The sequence below is a fragment of the Chloroflexota bacterium genome (assembly GCA_016219275.1).
Taxonomy (GTDB): Bacteria; Chloroflexota; Anaerolineae; order UBA4142; family UBA4142; genus JACRBM01.
In genome coordinates this window covers 13,204-36,245 of sequence record JACRBM010000101.1, presented here as the reverse complement: position 1 = coordinate 36,245, position 23,042 = coordinate 13,204, and the positions used below count along the sequence as shown (strand labels likewise).

General features: G+C 56.5%; 21 protein-coding genes. All 21 read left to right on the top strand.

Annotated elements, in window-relative coordinates; translation table 11 throughout:
* Positions 1 to 101: 101 nt before the first annotated feature.
* The 21 genes from HY868_26350 (at position 102) to HY868_26250 (ending at position 22,923) form a co-directional block, all read left to right on the top strand.
* Complete coding sequence (locus HY868_26350) at positions 102 to 1,283, top strand: M20 family metallopeptidase (GenBank protein ID MBI5305678.1); 1,182 nt, start codon at positions 102 to 104, stop codon at positions 1,281 to 1,283.
* Positions 1,270 to 2,337, top strand: coding sequence for a hypothetical protein (locus tag HY868_26345; protein ID MBI5305677.1), 1,068 nt, complete (start codon positions 1,270 to 1,272; stop codon positions 2,335 to 2,337). Before HY868_26350 ends, HY868_26345 begins: the two co-directional genes overlap by 14 nt.
* Positions 2,338 to 2,348: 11 nt before the next feature.
* Positions 2,349 to 3,317 carry a hypothetical protein gene (locus HY868_26340; protein ID MBI5305676.1) on the top strand — a complete coding sequence of 323 codons (969 nt, stop codon included), beginning with the start codon at positions 2,349 to 2,351 and terminating at the stop codon, positions 3,315 to 3,317.
* 66 nt (positions 3,318 to 3,383) lie between these two features.
* Complete coding sequence (locus HY868_26335; GenBank protein ID MBI5305675.1) at positions 3,384 to 5,243, top strand: aldehyde ferredoxin oxidoreductase family protein; 1,860 nt, start codon at positions 3,384 to 3,386, stop codon at positions 5,241 to 5,243.
* Between the two features lie 14 nt (positions 5,244 to 5,257).
* Positions 5,258 to 6,457 (top strand): hypothetical protein, encoded by a 1,200-nt coding sequence (locus HY868_26330; GenBank protein MBI5305674.1) that lies wholly within the window; start codon positions 5,258 to 5,260, stop codon positions 6,455 to 6,457.
* Between the two features lie 15 nt (positions 6,458 to 6,472).
* On the top strand, positions 6,473 to 7,261 hold the full coding sequence (locus HY868_26325) for a glucose 1-dehydrogenase (GenBank protein ID MBI5305673.1): 789 nt from the start codon (positions 6,473 to 6,475) through the stop codon (positions 7,259 to 7,261).
* A 372-nt stretch (positions 7,262 to 7,633) separates the two neighbouring features.
* Positions 7,634 to 8,293: a GntR family transcriptional regulator gene (locus HY868_26320; GenBank protein ID MBI5305672.1), complete on the top strand. Its 660-nt coding sequence runs from the start codon at positions 7,634 to 7,636 to the stop codon at positions 8,291 to 8,293.
* 59 nt (positions 8,294 to 8,352) lie between these two features.
* Entirely contained in the window at positions 8,353 to 9,408 is a 1,056-nt protein-coding gene (locus HY868_26315) for an alcohol dehydrogenase catalytic domain-containing protein (protein ID MBI5305671.1), read from the top strand.
* An 85-nt stretch (positions 9,409 to 9,493) separates the two neighbouring features.
* The gene (locus tag HY868_26310) at positions 9,494 to 10,435 is read left to right on the top strand and encodes a 3-hydroxybutyryl-CoA epimerase (protein MBI5305670.1); all 942 of its coding nucleotides are present in this window, start codon (positions 9,494 to 9,496) and stop codon (positions 10,433 to 10,435) included.
* 185 nt (positions 10,436 to 10,620) lie between these two features.
* Positions 10,621 to 11,796 carry an aminopeptidase P family protein gene (locus HY868_26305; GenBank protein MBI5305669.1) on the top strand — a complete coding sequence of 392 codons (1,176 nt, stop codon included), beginning with the start codon at positions 10,621 to 10,623 and terminating at the stop codon, positions 11,794 to 11,796.
* A 379-nt stretch (positions 11,797 to 12,175) separates the two neighbouring features.
* Entirely contained in the window at positions 12,176 to 13,255 is a 1,080-nt protein-coding gene (locus tag HY868_26300) for an alcohol dehydrogenase catalytic domain-containing protein (protein ID MBI5305668.1), read from the top strand.
* A 35-nt stretch (positions 13,256 to 13,290) separates the two neighbouring features.
* Entirely contained in the window at positions 13,291 to 14,874 is a 1,584-nt protein-coding gene (locus HY868_26295; GenBank protein ID MBI5305667.1) for a sugar ABC transporter ATP-binding protein, read from the top strand.
* Positions 14,875 to 14,895: 21 nt separating this feature from the next.
* Positions 14,896 to 15,852 carry an ABC transporter permease gene (locus HY868_26290; protein ID MBI5305666.1) on the top strand — a complete coding sequence of 319 codons (957 nt, stop codon included), beginning with the start codon at positions 14,896 to 14,898 and terminating at the stop codon, positions 15,850 to 15,852.
* Positions 15,849 to 16,829: an ABC transporter permease gene (locus HY868_26285; protein MBI5305665.1), complete on the top strand. Its 981-nt coding sequence runs from the start codon at positions 15,849 to 15,851 to the stop codon at positions 16,827 to 16,829. The genes HY868_26290 and HY868_26285 overlap by 4 nt, the downstream gene beginning before the upstream one ends.
* A 311-nt stretch (positions 16,830 to 17,140) precedes the next feature.
* Positions 17,141 to 18,211 (top strand): sugar ABC transporter substrate-binding protein, encoded by a 1,071-nt coding sequence (locus tag HY868_26280; protein ID MBI5305664.1) that lies wholly within the window; start codon positions 17,141 to 17,143, stop codon positions 18,209 to 18,211.
* Positions 18,212 to 18,276: 65 nt separating this feature from the next.
* Positions 18,277 to 18,618 (top strand): cupin domain-containing protein, encoded by a 342-nt coding sequence (locus HY868_26275; protein ID MBI5305663.1) that lies wholly within the window; start codon positions 18,277 to 18,279, stop codon positions 18,616 to 18,618.
* Between the two features lie 9 nt (positions 18,619 to 18,627).
* Entirely contained in the window at positions 18,628 to 19,869 is a 1,242-nt protein-coding gene (locus tag HY868_26270) for a DUF1116 domain-containing protein (protein MBI5305662.1), read from the top strand.
* A gap of 71 nt (positions 19,870 to 19,940) precedes the next feature.
* Positions 19,941 to 20,858 (top strand): sugar phosphate isomerase/epimerase, encoded by a 918-nt coding sequence (locus HY868_26265; protein ID MBI5305661.1) that lies wholly within the window; start codon positions 19,941 to 19,943, stop codon positions 20,856 to 20,858.
* Between the two features lie 171 nt (positions 20,859 to 21,029).
* Positions 21,030 to 21,737 (top strand): GntR family transcriptional regulator, encoded by a 708-nt coding sequence (locus HY868_26260; protein MBI5305660.1) that lies wholly within the window; start codon positions 21,030 to 21,032, stop codon positions 21,735 to 21,737.
* Positions 21,710 to 22,192, top strand: coding sequence for a ribose 5-phosphate isomerase B (gene rpiB, locus HY868_26255; GenBank protein MBI5305659.1), 483 nt, complete (start codon positions 21,710 to 21,712; stop codon positions 22,190 to 22,192). Before HY868_26260 ends, rpiB begins: the two co-directional genes overlap by 28 nt.
* Positions 22,192 to 22,923, top strand: coding sequence for a GntR family transcriptional regulator (locus HY868_26250; protein MBI5305658.1), 732 nt, complete (start codon positions 22,192 to 22,194; stop codon positions 22,921 to 22,923). Before rpiB ends, HY868_26250 begins: the two co-directional genes overlap by 1 nt.
* Positions 22,924 to 23,042: the final 119 nt, after the last annotated feature.

Sequence of the window (23,042 nt, the reverse complement as noted above, 5' to 3'; positions counted from 1 at the left end):
AATTCGTAAACCACAGATTACACGGATTACACAGATTTTTTTCTTATCAGTGAAATCCGTGAAATCTGTGGTTCCATGAGTCAGAAGAAACGGAAATATTAATGATCCGAACCCGTTCGCTCAAACAAACCGCGTGGCAGGCGATTCGAAATCAAGCGCGTGAACTTTGCGACCTGGCAACGCACATTCAACAAAATCCTGAACTGGGCTACGCGGAAGAAAAAGCCAGTGGCTGGTTGTGCGAGATGCTGGCGCGACACGGCTTTCACGTGACCAAGCCCTACGGCGGATTGCCGACCGCGTTCCTCGCGCGGCGCGGTATGACTCAGCCAACGATCGCCTTCCTCGCCGAGTACGATGCCCTGCCGAACGTTGGGCATGGTTGCGGACACAATTTGATTGGCGCGGCAGCGGTTGGCGCGGCAATCGGCGTAGCGACGATCATCGCCGAAACCGGCGGCAGCGTTTGCGTCGTCGGCACACCCGCCGAAGAATTTTTCGATCAAGCCGAGGGCAAGGTCAAACTCCTTGAAGCCGGCGCGTTCGATGGGATAGACATCGCGTTGATGCTCCACCCGTACTATGACAATCAATTGCTTGGCGGTGACCTGGGTTTCGTCGCGTTCGATTTGATTTTTCACGGGCGTCCCGCACACGCCGCCGCCGATCCGTGGAATGGCGCGAACGCGCTCGATGGACTGCTTGCCGCGTTTTTCAACATCAACGCGCTGCGCCAGCAACTGCGCCCCGAAGTCCGCATTCACGGGATCATCACCGACGGCGGGCAAGCGCCGAACATTATCCCCGAACGCGCGGCGGCGCGGTTCATGGTGCGCGCGCCCGATCCCCATTTGCTCGAGCAGGTGTACGCCCGCGTACAAGAATGTGTGCGCGCGGGTGCAATCGCCTCGGGCACGACGGTGGACATTCTCCACACGACGACGGTGTTCAACACGCGTCTCAACGCTACGTTGAATCGCTTGATCGCTGAAAATTTCTCCGCGCTCGGACATCCGCTCGAATCGGCTCCGTTGCAAATGAACGGATCATCTGATTTTGGAAACGTGAGTCAGCAATTGCCGGCAGCATCATTGATGATCAAGACGCATCCTGCCGGAATTCCCTGGCATTCAGTCCAGGTCGCTGAAAACTCTGTCACTGAGATGGCATTCCAGGGAATGTTGGACGGCGCATGCGTGCTCGCGGGCGCGGCAATTGATTTGCTAGCCGAGCCAGCCAAGTTGAGTCAGGCGCGCGAGGATTTCGCAAGTGTCCAACGATGAGTTTGTTCCTCTCGATCCGGATTTCAATCGTTTGCGCCACGTGTTGACGTTGGAAGGCGAACCGGACCGCGTGCCCAACGCCGAGTTGCACGTGGATTGGCAAATCAAGCAAGCATTCCTGGGTCGTCCGATTCAAAGCGTGCAGGACGATGTGGAATTCTGGTACCGCGCCGGGTACGATTACATCTATCTGCGCGCGAACTATGAGTACCGCATGGTCGGCGATGGACATCGCGCGGAAGATCACATTTACGCCGGCGATATGCAGGTGAGCAAGTGGGAGAGTGAAGCGGAAAGTTTGGTCAGCACCTGGGACGAATACCACGCGTATCCTTTTCCTCATCCCGATACGATTGATTACAGCAATCTGGTCGAATGCGCGCGTTGCCTGTATCCTGGGATGGAAATCATTTCCGGCGTCGGCGGTATTTTCACGCGCGTGTGGCGCATCATGGGTTTCAACCCGTTCTGTTTCGCGCTCACCGATCAACCTGACCTGGTTGCCGAATTGTTTCGGCGCGTCGGCGAAACCCAGGTGCAAGTCTTTCGCCGCATCGTCGAAATGGAACACATCGGCGCGATGTGGTACGGCGACGACCTGGCATACACCTCAGGCACGCTGATTCATCCAAAATTTTTCCGCCAGTATCTGTTTCCTTATCTCAAAGAGATGGGCGACATTTGCAAACGCAAGGACTTGCCCTTGGTGATTCACACCGACGGCGACATTCGCGCCATTTTGCCCGATCTGTTGGACTGCGGGTTCAACGCGATTCACCCGGTCGAACCGAAAGCGATGGACAGCCGCGCGCTCAAAGCCGAGTACGGCAAACGGCTCGCGTTGCTGGGCAACATCGAAATCGGGGAGATACTTTCGCTCGGCACGCCGGCGGAGGTTGCCGCCGAAGTACGAGAACGAATTCGCGCGCTCGCGCCGGGCGGCGGGTACGCGGTCGGTTCGAGCAATACCGTGGCGTACTATGTGAAATTGCAAAACTTCAAAGCGATGATCCAGGCGACGCGCGAGTACGGAAAATATCCCATCTCTGGGTAAGGGCAAAGACCATGAAACCACGTGAACGAGTCATGTGTACGCTTGCCGGCGAACAGCCCGATCGCGTTCCCTTTTGCGAAGGTTCGATCGCGCAAAACATCGCGCGGGAGTTGATGCGCTGTGAGCGCCAAGTCAGCGAGCGCGAGATCTCCGATTTCTTCGGGCGCGATGTGGTGGTCGCGCTGATGTTTCCTCCGTACTTTGCCGATCAAGGGGTCGGCAGTGATGGACAACCGTACGTGACGACCGGCTGGATCAAAACGCGCGCCGACCTCGACAAAATTATTTTTCCCGATCCGCGCGAACCGGCATTCTATCGCCACGCGCAACGTGTCCTCGACGAAAAAGGCGACTATGCCGCCGCCGCGGCGATCAAGCACGGCGTCGCGCCGATGCTCTTGAGCATGGGACTGGAAAATTTTTCGTACGCGCTGGCGGATGATCCTGATCTGATCCAAGAAGTTTTGAAACGCTACGTAGATTGGCAAGTCATCGTCACCGAACGGCTCTGTCAAATGGGATTCGATTTCATCTGGAGCTTTGACGATGTGGCGTTCAAATCGGGACCCTTTTGTTCGCGTAAAACATTTCAACAATTTTTTATGCCTGCCTTTCGTCGTTCGGCGGAAGCGATCACGTTGCCCTGGATTTTTCACAGCGACGGCAACCTGATGCCCGTGCTCGATGATCTGTTGATGCTCGGCATGAGCGCGATTCATCCGATTGAACCGGGTCCGATGAATCTCGCTGAAGTGAAGAACAAGTACGGCAAGCGCGTGTGCATCGTCGGCAACGTGTCGGTGGATACATTGAGCGCGGGCACGCCTGATGAGGTACGCGAGTCGGTCCGCCAATGTATGACGATTGGCAAACCCGGCGCGCGCTATATGATTTCCTCGTCCAACAGCATCCCATCGTACGCCCAGCCAGACAATGTGCGCGCGATGGCGGAGGCGATTCGAGAGTTTGGCGCGTACTAGTCGTTTGTCGGAGATGCAGAAACCAGGTTTCTCCGAGAAACCTGGTTTCTATCGAAGGAGACGAGAATGTTAGGTGGCTATGTCGGCACAATCCTCTGGGTGAATCTCGATACGGGCAATTTGCGCGAAGAGCAACTTGACCCAGACGTGGGTCGTGATTTCATCGGCGGGTATGGCGTCGGCGCGCGATTGGTGTACGAGCGGATCAAGCCGCGGATAGATCCACTCGGACCAGAAAATATCCTGGGATTTCTCACGGGACCGTTGACCGGTTCACCCGCGCCAACCGGGACGCGCTGGACCGTCGTTTGCAAATCACCGCTCACCGGCGGTTGGGGTGACGCGAACGCGAGCGGATATTTTGGCGTCGCGCTCAAACGCGCCGGCTATGATGCGGTCTTTTTCAGCGGCAGCGCGGCGAATCCCGTGTATCTCTATCTCGATAATCGCCGCGCCGAGTTGCGCGACGCGCAACATTTGTGGGGCAAGGATTGTTACGAGATCGAAGACTGGGTGAAAGCCGAACTGGGTCACGCAGTACAAGCGGCTTGCATCGGTCCCGCCGGCGAAAAGCAGTCCTTGATTTCGGCGATCATTCATTCCCAGGGACGCGCCGCCGCGCGTTCGGGTGTCGGCGCGGTGATGGGTGCGAAACGAATCAAGTTGATTGCCGCGCGCGGTACGCTCAACATTCCGCTCGCGGATGCTGCCGCCGTTCAGCAAGCCAAAAATAAATACGTCCAAGAAATCAATCGCGGTGTGGGCGCGGCGGATTTCTACAAACAAACCGGCACGCCGGGTTATCTCGCGTATGGCATCAAACACGGCGACACGCCCACGCGTAATTGGGCGATCAGTGGTTCGCAGTTCGGCGAAACCAAGTCGTTGGAATTCGTCGAGTTGCTGAAACATCGCGTCAAGCGCAAATCGTGCTGGCAGTGTCCGATTGGTTGTTGGGGCACGAGTCGCGTCGAGTACGCCGGCGAAACAATCGAGGCGCACCAACCCGAGTATGAAACCGGCTCTGCGTTTGGGAGCATGACGTTGAACGGCGATTATCCGGCGATCATCAAAGCGAACGAGTTGTGCAATCGTTACGGCTTGGACACGATTTCCGCCGGCGCGTGCATCGCGTTTGCGATGGAGTGTTTCGAGCATGGGCTGATCACCGCGCGCGATACCGGCGGAATCGAATTGACGTGGGGCGATCATCGCGCGATGAACGCCATGCTGGAGAAACTGGCGCGGCGCGAAGATTTCGGCGATGTTCTCGCGGGCGGCGTCCAACGCGCGGCAGAGCAGTTGGGCAATGGCGCGGAGGCGTTTGCGATCCACGTCGGCGGACAAGAACTGCCGATGCACGATCCGCGATTCGAACCTGGGTTGGGACTGATCTACAAAATGGATGCGACGCCGGGACGCCACACGCAGGCGTGTCAATTCACCGTGCCGAGCGGTTTCACATCGGTGCGTCCGGGTTATGGCGAAAAACGCGATCAGCAAGCCGGTCGCGGACGCTGGATGAAGGAAGCGAGTTGCCTCAATCACACGATGAACGCGTCAGGGTTGTGCTTGTTCGGCTACACGTCCACGCATGTGACGTTTGTTCCAGAATTTCTCAGCGCGGTGACGGGGATGCCGTTCACCGTTGACGATATGCTCATTACTGGCGAACGCATTGCGAACGTGCGCCAGGCATTCAACGTGCGCGAAGGTATCAATGCAGTCACGCAACCGATTCCCGCGCGCGCGTACGGAGTCCCACCTTTGCCGAATGGACCGACCGCTGGAATTACGGTGCAGGTCGAGCAGATGCTTCACGAACACTTGGACGAGATGGGATGGACGCGCGATGCCGCTATTCCGACGCGCGCGGTGTTGGAGCGTCTGGGACTCGCGGACATTGCGCGGGAGTTGTGGTGTTAGCGCAAAAGGAGACTATGCGTCGCGGTTTCTTTGCTTATCCCTGGGATCTCTTGGACGAAGAACCGAATACGGTTATCGAAACGATGGCAACGCGTTTGCATTGCAACGCGATTGCGCTCAATTGCAACTATCATCATGCGCGTTTGTTGCGTCCGCGCGCGCGCGGACCGAAGACATACCAGCTCGACGGCGCGATTGCCGCATTCGTACCGCAACGTCAACGGTATGACGCAGACGGATTGACGCCAATCCCAGACGCGCGCCTGGCGCAATCGCGCATTATCGAAACAACACGCGACTTATGCGCGGCGCACGGCATGGACTTTGGTTTGTGGGTCGTGGGTTTGCACAATTCGACGCTGGGCACGCAACATCCTGACGTGTGCATGCAAAACTGTTTCGGCGACATTTACACGTATGCTTTGTGTCCCAGCCAACCGCAAGCGCAACGTTATCTGCACGGGCTGGTGCATGATGTGTGTGAACAATTCCAACCCCAACGCATCATTCTCGAAGCCGTCGGATATTTGGGGATGCGTCACGGAGTCCATCACGAATTATTTATGACGGAGTGGGGCGAAGCGTTAGAATTGCTTTTGTCGCTTTGCTTTTGCCGGGAATGTGCCCAACGCGCGATGCAAGCGGGCATTGATGTCCAAACATTGCGCGAACGTGTCGCGGCTTGGGTGAGCCGCTTGTTGAATGAAGAGTCTTCCGCACCGCCCGAGTTCGCACAGAGCGAAGCCGCTTCACTATTGATCGAAATCACAGGTCTCGCCGCGTATGTTCGTCTTTGCGCGACAAGTGTGACTCGACTCGTCGCAAGTGTTCGTGCGATCACGCAATCGTATCGGGTTACGCTAGACACGATCCCTTCGAGCTTTCATCGTCCAGCATCGCGCGCGTGGATCGAAGCCGCACCGCTCTCCCAGCTCGGCGCGGTCAGCGACGAGCTGGTCGTCCTGGCATACTTTGATGACGCCGCGCAAGTGACCGCCGACATACAGTGGGCGCGCGCGCTCGCGCCGAATACCGCGCTGGTTGCCGGCTTGAATGTTTGCGCGCCAAACATCAAGGATAACACAACGTTGATCGCCCAAGCGAAAGCCGCGCAAGCCGCCGAGTGCGCCGCGGTCTACTATTACAATTATGGTCTGCTCACTTCGCGGCGATTGGAATGGGTCGGGTTGGCGAATGAATCACTGAGGAAATAGAGACGGAGCATGGGGATGAAGAAATTTCAAGGCAAGGTGGCGCTGATTACCGGCGCATCGCTCGGCATTGGACGCGGCATCGCGCTGGGTCTCGCGGCGGAAGGGGCAGACATCGTCGTCAACTATCGGTCACATTTGAATGATGCCCACGATGTTGCGGAGAACGTGAGCACCCTGGGACAACGCGCGCTCGTCTGCCAAGCGGATGTTGCGGATCGCTCTGCCGTGGAGCAGATGTTTAATATTGCTGTCGAACACTTTGGGCAGATTGATATTGTCGTCGCGAATGCCGCCATGTCCGTACGTGAGCGCGTGATTGACGCGCAGTGGGAGAACGTGCGGCGCACCATCGAGGTCAGTCAGTTTGGTGTTTTTCACACGTGCCAGTTCGCTGCCCAGCAAATGGTCAAGCAGAGCAACGCGGGATGCCCGGGCGGCAAGATCATCATCATCAGTTCGATCCTCGAAGAACTCGCGCCCGCCGCGAACGCGGCGTACAACATGTCCAAAGCCGCCATCAATCACCTGGGACGCACGCTGGCGCTCGAACTCGCGCCGCATCACATCAATGTCAACATGATCAACCCAGGATGGATTGATACGCCCGGCGAACGCGCCTTTGCCAGCGAATCAGAAATTCAAGCCGGCGGAAAACGAATCCCCTGGGGACGGTTGGGCACGGCGGACGATGTGGCGAAAGCCGTCGCCTATCTTGCCAGCGAGGATGCGGACTATGTGACGGGCGCGACATTGCGAATTGACGGAGGATTTGTTTTGGGATTGACGTTACCCGAGGCAAAATGAATACGCGCCAACGCGAATGAAGTAGATACCACTTTTTTGTTTTCCCCACGTACTTGTTCCCCAGTTTGTAACTGTTCAACCTTGCGAAGGTTTGAAGGCGCGCTGTCTCGGCAACGAGACACGGCTTTTCAAAAGTCGCTTGACTCACTTGCTAACCTAACCCCCAACCCCCTGCCCTTATAGGGAAGGGGCAGGGGGATGGGTCTGCAAATGACTTTTGAAAAACCGTCGCAACGAGATTGATACCCTTCGCAAGGTTGGCATTTGAGTCAATGCGATCTGGTGTTGACAACCGTGCCATTCATGCAATATAATGGATATTGGATGCAATATTCATAACAAACCGATTGGATTTACGGAGAATACTTCACTATGGTTACCGCCTATCGCACGATGCAGGAAATCGTTTATGACACAATCCGCGAGTCAATCCTCAATGGCAAATATCCACCGGGGCATCATCTTATTGCCGAAGATTTAGCCAAAGAGTTGGGCGTCAGTCGAATGCCGGTACGCGAGGCGCTTCACCGGCTAGAAGTCGGCGGCTTGGTCACCATGTCGCCGCATCGCGGTGCGGTGGTTAGCGAATTTTCCGAACCGGAGATCATCGAACTCTATCACATTCGAGCGGTCTTGGACGGTTTAGCGGCGCGGCTCGCCGCGCCAAATCTAACCGATGCAGATTTTGCGCAACTGAACGCGCGCGTGGACGAAATGCAGACCACGATCAATGCCGGCGAGACGGAAGCGTTTTTGCGCGCGAACCGCGATTTTCATGTGGTGATTTGGAAAGCCGCCCGTGCGCCGCGCCTCCAGGAACTTTTGGAAAATCTGTACGACACAAGCCAACCGTTCCGCAATACGAGTGTGCAACTGCCCGGTCGCACTGATCAAATTATCGAAGAGCATCGTCGTATCGCGAATGCGCTGAGGAAACACGATGCAGTGAAAGCGGAAAAGTACGCGAATGATCATCACGAACGTACGGCAGTCCGTCTGTTGAATGCGCTTGAAAAGAAAACCTCTGGATAGATCCTCGAATCGCAAACGCCCGTTGGAGATTTTACGTGCTTCGATCCATACCTCTTGAAATGCGCGCGCTGGTGTTGACATCGCCGGGCAAATTTGAAATTCGGACGGTGCCCGTACCACCGGTCGCGGCGACTGAGGTGCTGTGTCGCGTGCATTGCGTTGCCATCTGCGGCAGCGATCCCGAAATCGTGCGCGGCGAATCGGCTGGTGTGTGGCCCCCCGCGTATCCGTTCACTCCCGGGCACGAATGGTCTGGCGAAATTGTCGTGCTGGGTCACGACGTGACCGATCTACAGATTGGTGACCGAGTTGCCGGGCAGGCGCACAAAGGTTGCGGTGTTTGCGCGAACTGCCTGGCAGGACGATACACCCTCTGCGAAAACTATGGTCGCGTCGAAACCGGTCACCGGCATTATGGATTCATCTCGCCCGGCGCGTACGCACAATTCATCGTCGTTTCGATCAAAAGCGTAAATCGCATCCCAGCCGAAATGACTTTCCGCGAAGGCGCGCTTGTGGATTCCGCCGGCGCTGGGTTGCACGGTTTGGAATTGACCGGCGTCACGCCGGGCGGAACGATTGCAATCATCGGAGCCGGTTCGATCGGTCTCATCACAATGCGCTTGGCGCGTTTGATGGGCGCCGCGCGCGTCATCGCGATTGATCGCGGCGCGCGCTTGCAAGCCGCGCAACTTGTCGGCGCGGACGTGTTGATTGATTTTGAGCGAGACGATCCGTTGCGGGTCGTACGCGTGGCAACGGACGGACACGGTGTGGATGAAGTGATCGAATGCGCCGGCGCGGCGAGCACATTTCGCCAAGCCGTCGAAATGGTACGTCGAGGCGGACGCGTGGCTTTGCTTGGCACACCCGCGCAAGGGATTGAGGATTTATTGCCGACGCGCCGCATCGTGCACGATGAGATCGCGATTTTTGGTTCGCGCGCCAATCCGAATACGTCCTCCAAAATAATCAATCTCATCGCCGCCAAGCAATTGATGGTCGCCGATCTCATCACGCACGTTTTTCCGCTCGAAGATTTTGCGACGGCGTTTGATTATTTCGTCCATCGGCGTGACAACGCGATCAAAGTTGTGCTCGAACCGAACGCGTGAGTATTTTACCAATGTCACATTTCTTTTTCTGTGTGTTTCCGTGTGGTTCTGTGGCGAACTTTTATTAGAGTCAGGAAAAATCAAAATGAACATTCAGCGAGTTGCAGTGATTGGCACGGGCATGATGGGACCTGGCATTGCGGCAGTCGTCGCGCTGGCAGGGTACGACGTGACGCTCATCGGCGAACGACCAGACTGGGCGGCAGACGGTGTCGCCAAATCCTACGCGGTGATGGATCAATTGTTGGTGAACGAACTCACCACGACGGCGGCGCTCAACGCCGGGAAACCCAGGGTGCATGGCACAGCCGATTTCGACGCGGGCGTGCAGGGCGTTCAACTTGTCATTGAAGCGGTGTACGAAAACCTGGAACTCAAACAACAACTCTTTGAACGCATGGATCGCCTAACCGCGCCGGACGTGATTCTCGCGACGAACACGTCCGGTCTGAGCATCACCGCAATCTCCGCGCGCGCCACGCAGCGCGCGCGTTGTGCGACGACGCATTTTTGGATGCCGCCGCATCTGGTGCCGCTCGTCGAAGTGGTGATGAGTCCGGATACCTCCGAGCAGACCGCGCAAACGCTTCTCGCATTTTTGTGCGAGTGTGGGAAAAAACCCGTTCTCGTGCGCAAGGATTTGCCGGGGCAGTTGGCGAATCGAATTCTCCAGGCGATGATCCGCGAAGCGACGAACGTCGTGCAAGAAGGCATTGCCACCGCGGAAGATGTGGACACGGCGATCAAGAACGGACTGGGCATTCGGTTACCAGTGTGGGGTGTGCTGGAACATATTGACGCGGTGGGCTTGGACATGTGTCTCGCGATTCAAAACAGCGTACTCCCCGCGCTCGACAATGAACCCCACGCGACCCAGGTTTTCGCCGACAAGGTGCAGCAAGGCGACCTGGGCGTGAAAAGCGGCAAGGGCTTTTACGATTGGACAGTGAAGGATATTGAGGCGCTGAAAAAACTCCGTGACGATTTTATCATGCAGACCTTGCACTTTCGCGCCAACCATTCATAATGATAATTGGACAGCGTGGCATGGCTACCGAAAAGCAAGTCAATTTCACCACAGAGACGCAGAGGACGCTGAGAAAATATAGGAAAAACTCGGTGCTCTCTATGACTCTGTGGTGAGTTTGAGGATTGTCGGTAAGCGTGCTACAGTCTCGATAATTGTAACCATTTATCAAATCGGGAGGAATCATGGATCGTGAACGAGTGCGTCGTTTGCAAAGCATCATGGCGAAGGATGGCGTTGACGTATTGCTGTGTCGCTTGCCGGAAAATGTGTTGTATGCGACTGGGTACTGGCCCGTCATCGGCGCATCGCTTGCCATCGTGCCGGCGAATGGCGATGCGACGCTCATCATGCCGTACTCGGAATTGGATTACGCGACGGCGGGCTGGGTGACGGACCAGCGGACGTTTCGTTTCATCACCATGCAGGCGTTGGCAAATCCAACCGCGCAAACCCAAGCGTTGTTGCGCGACCTGTGGGCGGAGAAAAACTATGGCAACGCGACGGTCGGCTACGAAGGCAATTTCGAACTCGTTGCCGGCAACAACGTCGCGGCGGAAGCGCGCGTCGTGACCGAAGCGACGATCCACGCGCTCAAGCAAGCGTTGCCGCAAACCCGGTTCGTGGATGCGACCAACGTCATCAAGCACTCGCGCATCGTCAAATCGCAAACAGAGATCGCGCAGATTCGCATCACGAACCAAGTCGCTTCGATGGGCTATGATGCCGCGCGCGAAATGATCGCGGCGGGCGTGCGCGAAGCCGAAATCGCCGGCGCAGTTGAGGGACGCATCTATGGACGCGGCGTCGGGTACAAAAACGTGACGCGTTCGCGTGGTTATTGCTTCGTCATGTCTGGTGTGAATTCCGTCAATTCGTGGCGACCGTTTTGTGTTTCGACCGACAAACGATTGGCGTGGGGTGAACCGGTGTTGGTCGAACTCGACGCGATGACGAATGGATATTTCAACGATCTCACGCGCACATTTTTTGTCGGCACGCCGGACGCGAAAGCGAAAAGCATTTTCGACGCGGTGCAAGAAGCGGTCAACACGGTCATCGCCGCGGTCAAGCCGGGCGTGCGTTGCGCGGATCTCGATGCGATCGCCCGCCGGGTGATTGATCGCGCCGGCTTTGGCGAGTACTTTAATCACCAACTCGGTCACGGGGTTGGTTTGCAGTTCCACGAACCACCGACATTGCATCCTGCCAGCACGGACGTTTTGGAAGAGGGTATGGTCTTTGCGATTGAACCCGCGATCTACATTCCGGGGTTTGGCGGCGTCCGCCTCGAAGATAATTTGGCGGTCACGAAAACCGGTTGTGAGAATTTGTGTCCGTTCCCGCAACGTGTGGACTAACTCATACTGTTTCGGCGTGGCAGAGTGCGGATGGAGGAAATCCTTCATCCGCATTTTTGTTCGCCGGACAACGGAGCGCGCGATTTGACAGAACGGCGTCTGCCAAGTATAATGTATCTTGGATACAATATACAAGATACTTGTTTCCCGACTGTTTGCAGCGTCCAAGTGATGGGGCTTGGAATTTCACAATGCGAATTCAGACCAGGGGTCGTGTGTGCCTCTCTCGCTCTGAGCGGGAGAGGCATATTGTTTTTGTGGCGATGACTGCTCAACCTTGCGAAGGTTTGAACGTGCAATTCCTTGACAGGTGATTCGGAACTTTCGCAAGGATCGGCTGAGATACTTGTGGTAACAAATCTTTATGAGGAGAAAAGGAATGGCAATACCAACGACGATGCGCGCGGCTGTTCTTTATGGTCAGAACGACTTGCGAGTTCAAGACTATCCTGTGCCCATACCCGGTCCCTTGGAAGTGCTCCTGAAAGTGTACGCATGCGCGATTTGTGGTACGGATCCGCGCCTGATCGGGCATGGTTGGAACCCCATGCCCAACTATGGGATCTTTATTCCCGGGCATGAATATAGCGGACAGATTGTCGCCGTGGGCGAGGGCGTGACTCAGTTTCAAGCGGGTGATCGCGTTGCGATTGAAAGCCACAAGGGTTGTGGGCATTGCATCAATTGCAAGCGCGGACGCTACACGATTTGTCTCAACTATGGTAAGCCAGAAACCGGGCATCGGCATTACGGCTTTACAACGAATGGCGGGTACGCGCAGTACGTGGTGAATCACATCAGCAACCTGTACAAAATCGCGGACTCGGTTTCGTACGAAGAAGCCGCACTCATCACCACCGCGGCGTGCGTTCACTTTGCGCTCGACAATGTGGGCGGGTTGATGGGCGGCGAAACCGTCGCCGTCCTGGGTCCTGGTCCGATTGGTCTGATGGCGGTGCAGTTGGTCAAGGCGCTGGGGGCGTCCAAAGTGATTTTGACCGGTACGCGCGATGATCGCCTTGCGATGGGCAAGCGATTAGGCGCGGATGTCGTCGTCAACGTCAACAATCAAGACCCGGTTCAAGTCGTGAAGAATGAAACCGGCGGTCTGGGTGCGGAATTGATCGTCGAATGTTCCGGGCATCCGGTCGCCGCGGCGCAAGCGATTGAAATGGCGATGCGCGGTGCGCGCATTTCGTTCGTCGGCGATCCGGTCGAAATGCCGCGGATCAACCTCAAGAAATTTGTGCTCGACGATTTACGGGCGGCGGGTGTGCGCGGCGAAGGCATGGCGGACTGCGGACGTAGTCTCGCGTTGCTCGGCTCGGGGAAAATTTGCGCCAAGCCGTTGATCACACATCACTTTTCGTTGGAACAGATCAACGAAGGATTCCAGACGTTTATCCAACGCAAGGGTGGCGCGCTCAAAGTGATCATCCAACCAAATGGTGACGAATAACTCGCCCAAACGTCCGAGTCCACAAGGAGTATTCTATGGCAGAACAGCTCTTGTTGAAAGCGGAAGGAATTACCAAAAACTTTCCGGGCGTGCTGGCTCTCGACAAAGTTGATTTCGGTTTGATGCCCGGCGAGGTACACGTCTTGCTTGGCGAGAATGGCGCGGGCAAATCTACCTTGATGAAAGTGCTGGTCGGCGCGTACCACCCGGACGCCGGCAAAATTATCTTCCAGGGTCAAGAAGTTCGCTTTGCGACGCCGCGTCAAGCCCAGCAACTCGGCATCAGCATCATTTACCAAGAGTTCAACCTCATCCCCTACATGAACGTCGCCCAAAACATTTTCCTCGGGCGCTTCCCCAAACGCTGGGGCTTACTCGATCATGCCAAAATGCACGCCGAAGCATGCACTCTGTTAGCCAGTCTCAACATGGATATTGACACCCATGCCAAGGTTGTAGACCTGGGAACCGCGCAACAGCAGATGGTCGAAGTCGCCAAAGCCCTCTCGATGAGTTCCAAGGTGCTCATCATGGACGAGCCGACCGCGTCGCTGACCGAGCGCGAGATCGAGCAACTCTTCGCGACGATTCATCGGCTCAAAAAACATGGCATCGGCATTGTCTACATCTCGCATCGCTTGCAAGAAGTCCACCAAATTGGTGATCGCGTCACTGTGCTGCGCGACGGCAAATATGTCGGCACGCGGGACATTCACTCGGTTGACCTGGATGAACTCGTCGGCATGATGGTCGGACGCACCATCACGCAAATGTTTCATCGCGATTATCAGCCCCAAGGAACTGAAGCGTTGCGCGTCAAGGCGTTATCGCGCGGCAAAAAATTACACGACATCAACATGAATCTGCATTGCGGCGAAATTGTCGGGCTTGCCGGTCTCGTCGGCGCGGGACGCACCGAACTCGCGCGCGCGATTTTTGGCGTGGATACCTACGACCAGGGTGAATTGTTCGTCTTTGGCAACTCCGTCAAATCGAATTCGCCGGCGAAAATGGTGGAACTGGGTGTTGGACTGTTGCCCGAAGATCGCAAGGCGCATGGCTTGGCGCTTGTGTTGCCTCTGGCGGAAAACGTCGTGATGGCGAGTTTGCATCGTTTGTTCCCGCGCCGGTTTGTGAGCAACGGCAAAGAGCGTGAGGTCGTCGCGAAATATGTCCAGGATTTGAGAATTGCTACTCCTTCGATCGCGCGTCTCGCGCAGTACCTGTCCGGCGGTACGCAACAAAAAGTCGTGCTCGCCAAATGGCTGTGTACCCAGTCCAAAGTTTTTATCTTCGACGAACCGACGCGCGGGATTGACGTGGGCGCGAAAGCCGAGATTCACAATTTCATGAACGAACTGGTGAAGCAAGGCGCGGCGGTATTGATGATCTCGTCCGACCTGCCGGAAATCCTGGGAATGAGCGATCGGATTTACGTGATGCGCGAGGGGTGCATCGTTGCGGAGGTGCCGCGCCAGGACGCGACCCAGGAAAGCATTGTCGCGTACGCGATGGGACACCAGGTAGACGCCCGCTTTCAACGCAAGAATGGCAACGGGGCAACCGGCGAAGAAAAAATCGCGACGGCAGGGACGGATGTTCCCGCGAACGTCAAGTGATTGGTGAGAGAGGAAACGCACATGCAAAAATCACTGATCCAAACCAAGTTCTGGAAAAGTGTGCCCCCGGTCGTGTGGGTGGTACTGCTGATGTTGATCTTTTTTGGTGTCGCCGCGCCGGGCTTTTTCACCGTGCGAAATATTATCAGCATCGTCCTGCAAGGATCGGTGCTCTTGATGGTTTCAGTTGCAGCGACGTTCGTGCTGCTGAGCGAGGGCATTGATCTTTCGTTGGGCAGTTTGCTCACTTTGTCGGGGGTGATGGCGGCGCTCTCGCTCCAAGCCGGCGCGCCTTTCCTGGTCGCCATCGCCGTCGGAATCCTGACCGGCGTAGTGTGTGGCGCGGTGACCGGCGCACTCGTTGCCTTCGCCAAGTTGCCGCCGTTCATCGCAACACTCGGCATGCAAGGAATGGCAGGCGGGCTTGCCGTCGTCCTGACGAGCGCGTCTGCGATTTACATCGAAGCGCCGGAGTACGTTCATCTCGGCGGCGGGACCCTGGGAATCATCCCCATGCCCGCGATCATCGCGTTGTTGGTGTTCGTCGGGTCGTGGATTGTCCTGTACCACACCTCCTTTGGACGCTATGTCATTTCGATTGGCGGGAATGAGAACGGCTCGCGCTTGTCGGGCGTGAGTACGAACTGGTGGAAATTTGCCATCTACGTTTTTGCTGGCGCGCTTACCGCGATTGGCGGCGTCGTGATGTCCGCGCGACTCCAATCCGCCGAACCGCTCGTCGGCGTGGGTTGGGAATTTGACGCGATTGCCGCGACGGTTTTAGGCGGCACGAGTTTCGAGCGCGGCAACGGCAGTGTGGGCGGGACCGTGATCGGCGTGGCGTTGATCGCTGTCTTGCGCAACGGATTGAACTTTGTTGGCTTGACGACGATGTGGCAGCCAGCGGTGATCGGCGTCGTCATCATTTCCGCGATTGTGTTCGACGTGATGCTCAAGCGAAGGGGGACAGTGCAATGAGCGACATCAGTGTTGCGCGAACACGCGCCGGACGTTTGGATTTGCGCTTTCTCTACAGCGGTTCGCGTTTGATCGTTTTGGCGCTGTTGTGCATCGGGATGACGATTCTATCGCCGGTCTTTTTCACGCCGACCAACTTGTTGAACGTCCTGACCGTTGCGAGTGTCCTGATCATTCTCGCCATCGGACAAACGACCGTCATCCTCACCGCCGGCATTGATCTCTCGATTGGCGCGGTGGTCTCGATCTGTGGTGTGCTGACCGGCATCCTGCTGCGCGCCGAGGTGCCGTTTCCCATCGTCATCGTTGCCGCGTTGATCCTGGGGAGTGTGCTCGGTTTCTTTAACGGTTTGATGGTTGCCATCGTGCGCCTCCCCGCGTTTGTCGCGACGTATGGCATGATGTGGGTGGCGTCCGGCTTTGCGCTCGTGATCTTGAACGGCATCGTCATCTCCGCCTTCGATCCGACATTTCGCTTCCTGGGAGTCGGCAATGTGTTCGGCATTCCCACGCCGATCATCGTCATGTTGTTGTTCTGGTCGTTGGCGTACACCTTGTTACGGCGAACAACGTTTGGACGTTCCATGTATGCGGTCGGCGCGAATCCTGAAGCCGCGCGTATGTCGGGCATCAAAAAAGATCGTACGTTGGTTCTCGCGTACTTGTTCAGCGGGTTCATGTCCGCGCTCGGCGCAGTGGTGCTCGTCGCGCGCGTGAATGCGTCGGAACCAAACATGGGTGACGCGTATTTGCTCCCGACGGTCGCGGCAGTCGTCATCGGCGGCACGAGTTTGTTCGGCGGGCAAGGCGGTCTGGTCGGCACGTTGATCGGCGCGCTCATCATGACGATTGTGCAGAACGGCATGGTCTTGCTGGGCATCAAATCCGAGTGGCAGACCTTTGTCCTGGGCGCGTTGATCGTCATCGCCGTGTTGTTAGATCAATGGGTTCGCAAGTCGTTGCCAGAGGAAACGTGAGACATTCACGCCGATGGTTCTTCTGACTTGAATCGAAAAGACAACCACTGATTTCACAGATTGCACGGATTTTGTTTTTTATCTGTGAAATCCGTGCAATCTCTGGTTTGTGAGCTTTAATTTCCAGCTCAAGCGGGAGAGCCGTACTGATTCATCGTCGAGTACCGTGACTGCAACTATCTTCGTTTGATTCGGATGGACAACCAGGAGGTGGCGCATCGAATTGATTTTCAATCTATTTGTGTTCGCATTCAAACTGAACCGGGAATCATCGAACGAGTCCCAATGCAAATCCAAAGGAGGAAGTTAGAATGAAAAAGCTCATCGTGTTCGCGCTGTTGATCGTCGTCGCGCTTGTTGTGATGACCGGCTGCGCGCCAGCAACCCCAGCGCCTCAAGTGCCCGCGCCAACTACAGCGGCTGGCGCACCGACTGCTGCTGCGGCGGCGCCCGCTGGCGCTAAAGCGGCTGTGCCGTGCAAGATTAGCACGACTGATCCAGTAACCAATTTTGATCCCAAGGTCACCGGGAAGAAACGCTACAAGATCGCCGTCGTGTTCAAGAATTTCTTGCCCGTCTGGATGACACACCAAAAAGCCGCCGAGCAAGCCGGCAAGGACATGGGCGTTGACATTACCGTTCTGACGCCCACCAAAGCCGACAACGTCGAAGAACAAGTTCGCATTCTCGAAGATTTGATCAACAAGGATGTGGATGGCGTCGTCCTCGCGCCCACGAATACGCAAGCCATCGCGGTCGGCATCAAGAAACTCAACGCCGCCGGTATTCCGGTCGTGTACGACAACACGATGGGTTCGGGCGGCGACTATGTCGCGTACGTCGGCGTGGACAACATTAAGGTTGGCGAAGTGCTCGGCGAGGAAATGGCAAAGCGCATGGGTGGCAAGGGCAAACTCTTGGCGTTGGAAGGTGTGCCAGGTCAGCAAACCTCGGATGATCGCATCAAAGGCATCAAGAATGTCATGGCAAAATATCCTGGCATCGAATACGCCGTCCAGACCGCGCACTGGCAGATGGCAGAAGGTCAAACCGTCGCCCAGGATTATCTGCAACGCTGGCCCGACATCAAGGGTATTGTGGGCGTGGGCGGCAACATGTCCGAAGGCGCCGCTGAAGCGTTGACCTCCGCCGGCAAGATCAAGGATGTCGTCATTGGCAGTTTTGACGTGCAAGAACCCACCGTCAAGGCGATGCAAGCCGGCAAAGTCGCATTCACGATTTCCCAGGATGTGAAGAATCAGGCGTACTATAGCGTCGCGGCGATGGTCAAATGTTTGAACGGCGAAGCCGTGCCGCAGCAGATTCGCACGAACACCGTTATCGTCACGCCCGACATCGCAGAAAAATACAAAGAGTACTAGAACAAGGCACAGACCCGAAGGGTTTCCGCGCAAGCGACCCTTCGGGTCTTGACGAGGAGAAGAAATTGAAACTGGTTAATGTTGCAACGAACCCCGTCGTCCCCACGCCCGATCACACTGGCGCATCCGCGCAAGAAATCGCCGGACCGATGGCGGGCGCACAGACGTGCATCGTCAAGCTGGGTGTGTTCGAACCGGGCGGCGAATCCATTTTTCACATTCACCCGCGCTCGGAGCAAATTTTGTACATCCTCGAAGGCGAGCTGACCTTTATGGATGGTCAGCGGAACAAGTTCACGGCGAAACCTGGGCAAGCGTTGTTCGTTCCCATCGGCGAAGAACATGCCGCGTTCAACCTGGGTTCGCAAATAGCGGTGTACGTCGCGGTGACCGCGCCGCCGGAATAGGAGATGTTTGTGTCTGTATCAGCGTCAAATCAGAACGCCGTCGCCGCGATGCAAGCCGCGCGCCCGGTGCTTGCCGATATTCGCGCAGCGCGCGAGGTGATTCCCGAATTGAACGCGCGCACGTTGTTGCACGCGGGTCCGCCGGTCATGTGGGAAAACATGGTGGATGTTCAGCGCGGCGCGGTGCTCGGCGCATTGTTGTACGAAGAGTGGGCGCGGTCCGCCGATGCCGCCGCGCAATTGATGGCGTCGGGGAATGTGCGTCTGATTCCTTGCAACGATGTTGACGCGGTCGGCGGACTTGCCGGCATCACCTCGCCTTCGATGCCGGTCGCCGTCGTCGAAGACGCGGCAGGAAGCCAGGTCGCGTTTTGCCGATTGTGGGAACCACGTTTGATTTTTGGCAACCACGACGCGGACACGCTCAAATTGTTGCAATGGCTCGAACGCGTCTTTGCGCCGACGCTGACCCAGGCATTGCATCGCGCTGGCAAGCTTGATTTATTTGGAATCATCGCCAAAGCACTGCATATGGGCGACGATTGTCACAGTCGCTTGTATGCCGGCTCCTCGATTTTTTTGCGGACGCTATTGCCGCATCTCGTTCGCGCGGATGTGTCGAGCAATGATCTATCAAGTGTAATTGATTTTCTTGCGGCGAATGACGGTGCATTCCTCACTTTCGTGATGGCATCGGCAAAGGTCATCGCGCTTGCCGGCAGTAATGTCCCCGGCAGTAGTATCGTCACGACGATTTGTAGCAACGGTCGCGAGACCGGCATTTATTTGAGCGGCACGGGCAAGCGTTGGTTCACCGGACCCGCGCCCGTTGTCGAAGGTGTTCTCTTGCCCGGCATCACGCCGGCTGACGCGTCACCGCAAATTGGTGACAGCGCGATTGCCGAAGTGGTCGGCTTGGGCGGATGCGCGCTAGCCGCCGCGCCGGAATCGTCGTCGAATGTGCGCGGCAAATTGGACGACGCCATCGCGTTGAGTCGTACCGCGATCAACATCGCAGTCGCGCAAAATTCGGCGTGGACGATCCCGGCATTGGGATTCGCCGGCACCGCGCTCGGACTCGACGCGCGTCTCATCGTCGCGCAAAACACCTTGCCTCCTCTCGCGGCAACGATTCCACATCGGCGCGCCGGCGGCGGCAGAGCCGGCGCGGGCATCTCGCGTTTTCCGATTTCGATTTTCGAGCAAGCCCTCGCGGCTTTGCCGGAATCGTCGGGGCGAGGAATTCGCTAAATCACCCAACTCTAATGCGGCTATTGAGCTAATGCCTCGCCCCTACCGTGGGTAAAAAAATTCGGAGAAAAATGAACACACATTGGAGCGCGTATCTTACACTGAGCATCGTCCATTTCATGGCATTCCCGGAAACGATTCGCGGCGAAGGACCGATCGTCGAAACCGTCGCCAAGATCGCCGAAGATGATTTCTTCACCGGCATCGAAGTGGCGTGGATCAAAGACGCGGAGAAACGGAAACAGGTCAAGGCGATTCTCGCGAGCGCACATCTGGCGAGCGTGTTTGGCGCGCAACCCGCGCTCATTTCGCAGAAACTCGATTTGAACTCGGCTGATTCGGCGATGCGTGCCCGCGCGGTCGCACAAATGAAAGAGTGCATTGATATGGCAGCCGATCTCGAAACTGCGCGCCTCGCGCTCCTCAGCGGCTTTGATCCCGGCGAATCCACGCGCGCCGAGGCATTCAACTGGCTCGCCGATTCGATCAACCAGATTTGCGCGTACGGTCGCGCTCACGGCGTCGGCATTACCCTGGAAATTTTCGACCGCGAGGTGGATGTGCGGGCGTTGCTCGGTCCCGTGCACGAGTGCGCGGAATTCGCGGCGCGCATCAAACGCGACTATCCGGATTTCGGTTTGATGTACGATTTGAGCCACCAACCGTTGTTGAAAGAGAAAACGATTCCGGCGTTGTGGACATTGAAAGATCACTTGGCGCATGTGCATGTCGGCAATTGCGTGACGGCGGAGGGCAGACCGGCATTCGGCGATAAACATCCGCGCTTTGGTTTTCCGGACAGCGCGAACGATGTCGCGCAGTTGGCAGAATTTTTGCGCGGCTTGTTCGCGATTGGTTATCTGCCCAAAGAGCCGGGCGCGACCAAACCCTGGGTCGGCATCGAAGTGAAACCGCAACCGGGCGAATCGAGCGAATTGTTGCTCGCCGGCACGCGCAGGGTATGGACCGAAGCGTGGGCGCGCGCGTAATCTCGCGTCAGTACTTTGTCAGTGAAATGATTGTGCAAAAAGCAAAGACTTTTGGACGCGGACAAACGCGGACGAACGCGGACGAAAAATTTTATCTGCGTTTGTCTGCGTTGGTCAGCGTCCCATAATTTGTTTGGTTTCGGCGTGACCGAGTTAGGGAATATTGTAGAGATGTCATCCACGTACCGCACGATGCAGGAAATCGCATACGATGCTATTCGCGAGGCGATCTTGGAAGGTCGTTACCAACCGGGTCAACGCCTTGTCACTGACGATCTCGCCAAAGAGTTGAGCGTGAGTCGGATGCCGATTCGCGAGGCATTGCATCGTCTCCAAGTTGTGGGACTCGTGACGAGCGCGCCGCATCGCGGCACGAACGTCAGCAAACTTTCGGAATCCGAGATTATCGAAATCTATCACATCCGCGCGGTGCTCGAAGGTCTCGCGGCGCGCTTGGCGACGCCGCACCTGACGACAACAGAGCATCAGCGATTGAACGAGTTGGTAGATGCGATGAGCGGATGCTCGCCGACCCAGGATATGGAGCGCATCCTCCAGTTGAACCACGAGTTTCACCGGATTATCTGGGAGGCGGCGCGCGCGCCGCGCTTGCTCGCGTTGATGGAAAATCTCCACGATGCGAGTCGGCGGTATCGCCGTACCAGTTTGCGCTTGCCTGGACGAATGAATCAAATCGCACGCGAGCATCGCAAGATCGTTCAGGCGTTGAGCAAGCGCGACGCGATTGCCGCGGAACAATTTGCGAATGAGCATCACGAAACGACCGCTCAACTTTTACTGAGTTCCATCGAACCGCCGCGTGAGGTGGAAAAATCAAATAGGAGTACGGGATGGCAGATAAAAGCAAACCGATTGTGATCGCGTCGGATCATTTTGGGCGGCATTTGAAAAACGCGTTGCGCGATTATTTAGTCGCCAAGGGTTTCCAGGTTGATGATCTGGGTGTGAATAGCGACGACCCAGTGGATTATCCCGATGTCGGCGCGCCGGTCGCAGAAATCGTGAGCGCGGGCAAATATGATCGCGGCATCCTCATTTGCGGCACTGGCGCGGGGATGGCGATTGTCGCCAACAAAATTCCGAACGTTCGCGCGGTGTGTGTGACCGATCCGTACACGGCGGAACGTGCGCGCGCGAGCAACGACGCGCAGATCATCACGTTCGGCAGTCAGGTGATGGGTGTCGAGACCGCGAAAAAACTCGTGGATATTTGGCTCGATAGCGAATTTCAAGGTGGACGTTCTTTGCCCAAAGTCATCAAGTTGAAACAGCTCGACGAAAAGTACCGCAAGCCGGTCAATGGACAGGACTAGTGGAGATTCATTTCCCCGTTGAACTACAACGCCAGATCGAACAAGCGATTGTCGCGGGTGAATTGCCGGTTGGTCAGTTGGTGAATGCGACCGAGCTTGCCGCGCGTTTTGATGCTTCGCTGGATGAGATACAAGAGGTTTTGCGATCAGAGCATCGCAAAGGTCTGCTCGCGCGCGATGGCGCGAATGGATTTCGCGTGCTCGGTTTGAGCGCGCCTCAAGTCGAAAGCGTGTTTCAGCACACCTCCAAGGTCGGCTTCAAACCGTCGTCGGTGATGCGCGGCGTCACGATTGAGCCGGCATCCAGCGAAATCGCGGCGAAACTCGATCTGCCCATCGGCGCGCCAGTGTATCGTTTGGAGCGCACGCGCTTGGTGAACGGCGAGGTGCTTGCAAATCAAACGAATGTGATTCCGTACCAAGTGTGCGCGGGCTTGGAAAACGATGACGTGTCGCACGCGTCGTTCCAACAGTTGATTGACGGCAAATATCGCGCGGTCACGACGGAAATGAAAGAAGAATTTGCGATGGCAACCGCGACGGCGCAAGACCAAGCAATCCTGGGGCTTGACCCAGGCGCGCCGATCTTGGTGATTCAGCGTCTCGCGTTGAGCGCCACATCAAGCCCGTTGATCTGGACCGACATTCACGTTCGCCCCGACCGCTTTGATTACGTCGCCGCACTCTGGTCCCCCGCCAAGACCTTGCTTGAACAATTTCAATTGACCTGACACAGTACATCACAGTTGTCATTTCGAGGGAGCGGAGCGACCGAGAAATCTCGGCGCTACAAGGAGAGATTTCTCGCTTCGCTCGAAATGACACTCAAATCGGTGATGTGCTGTGACAG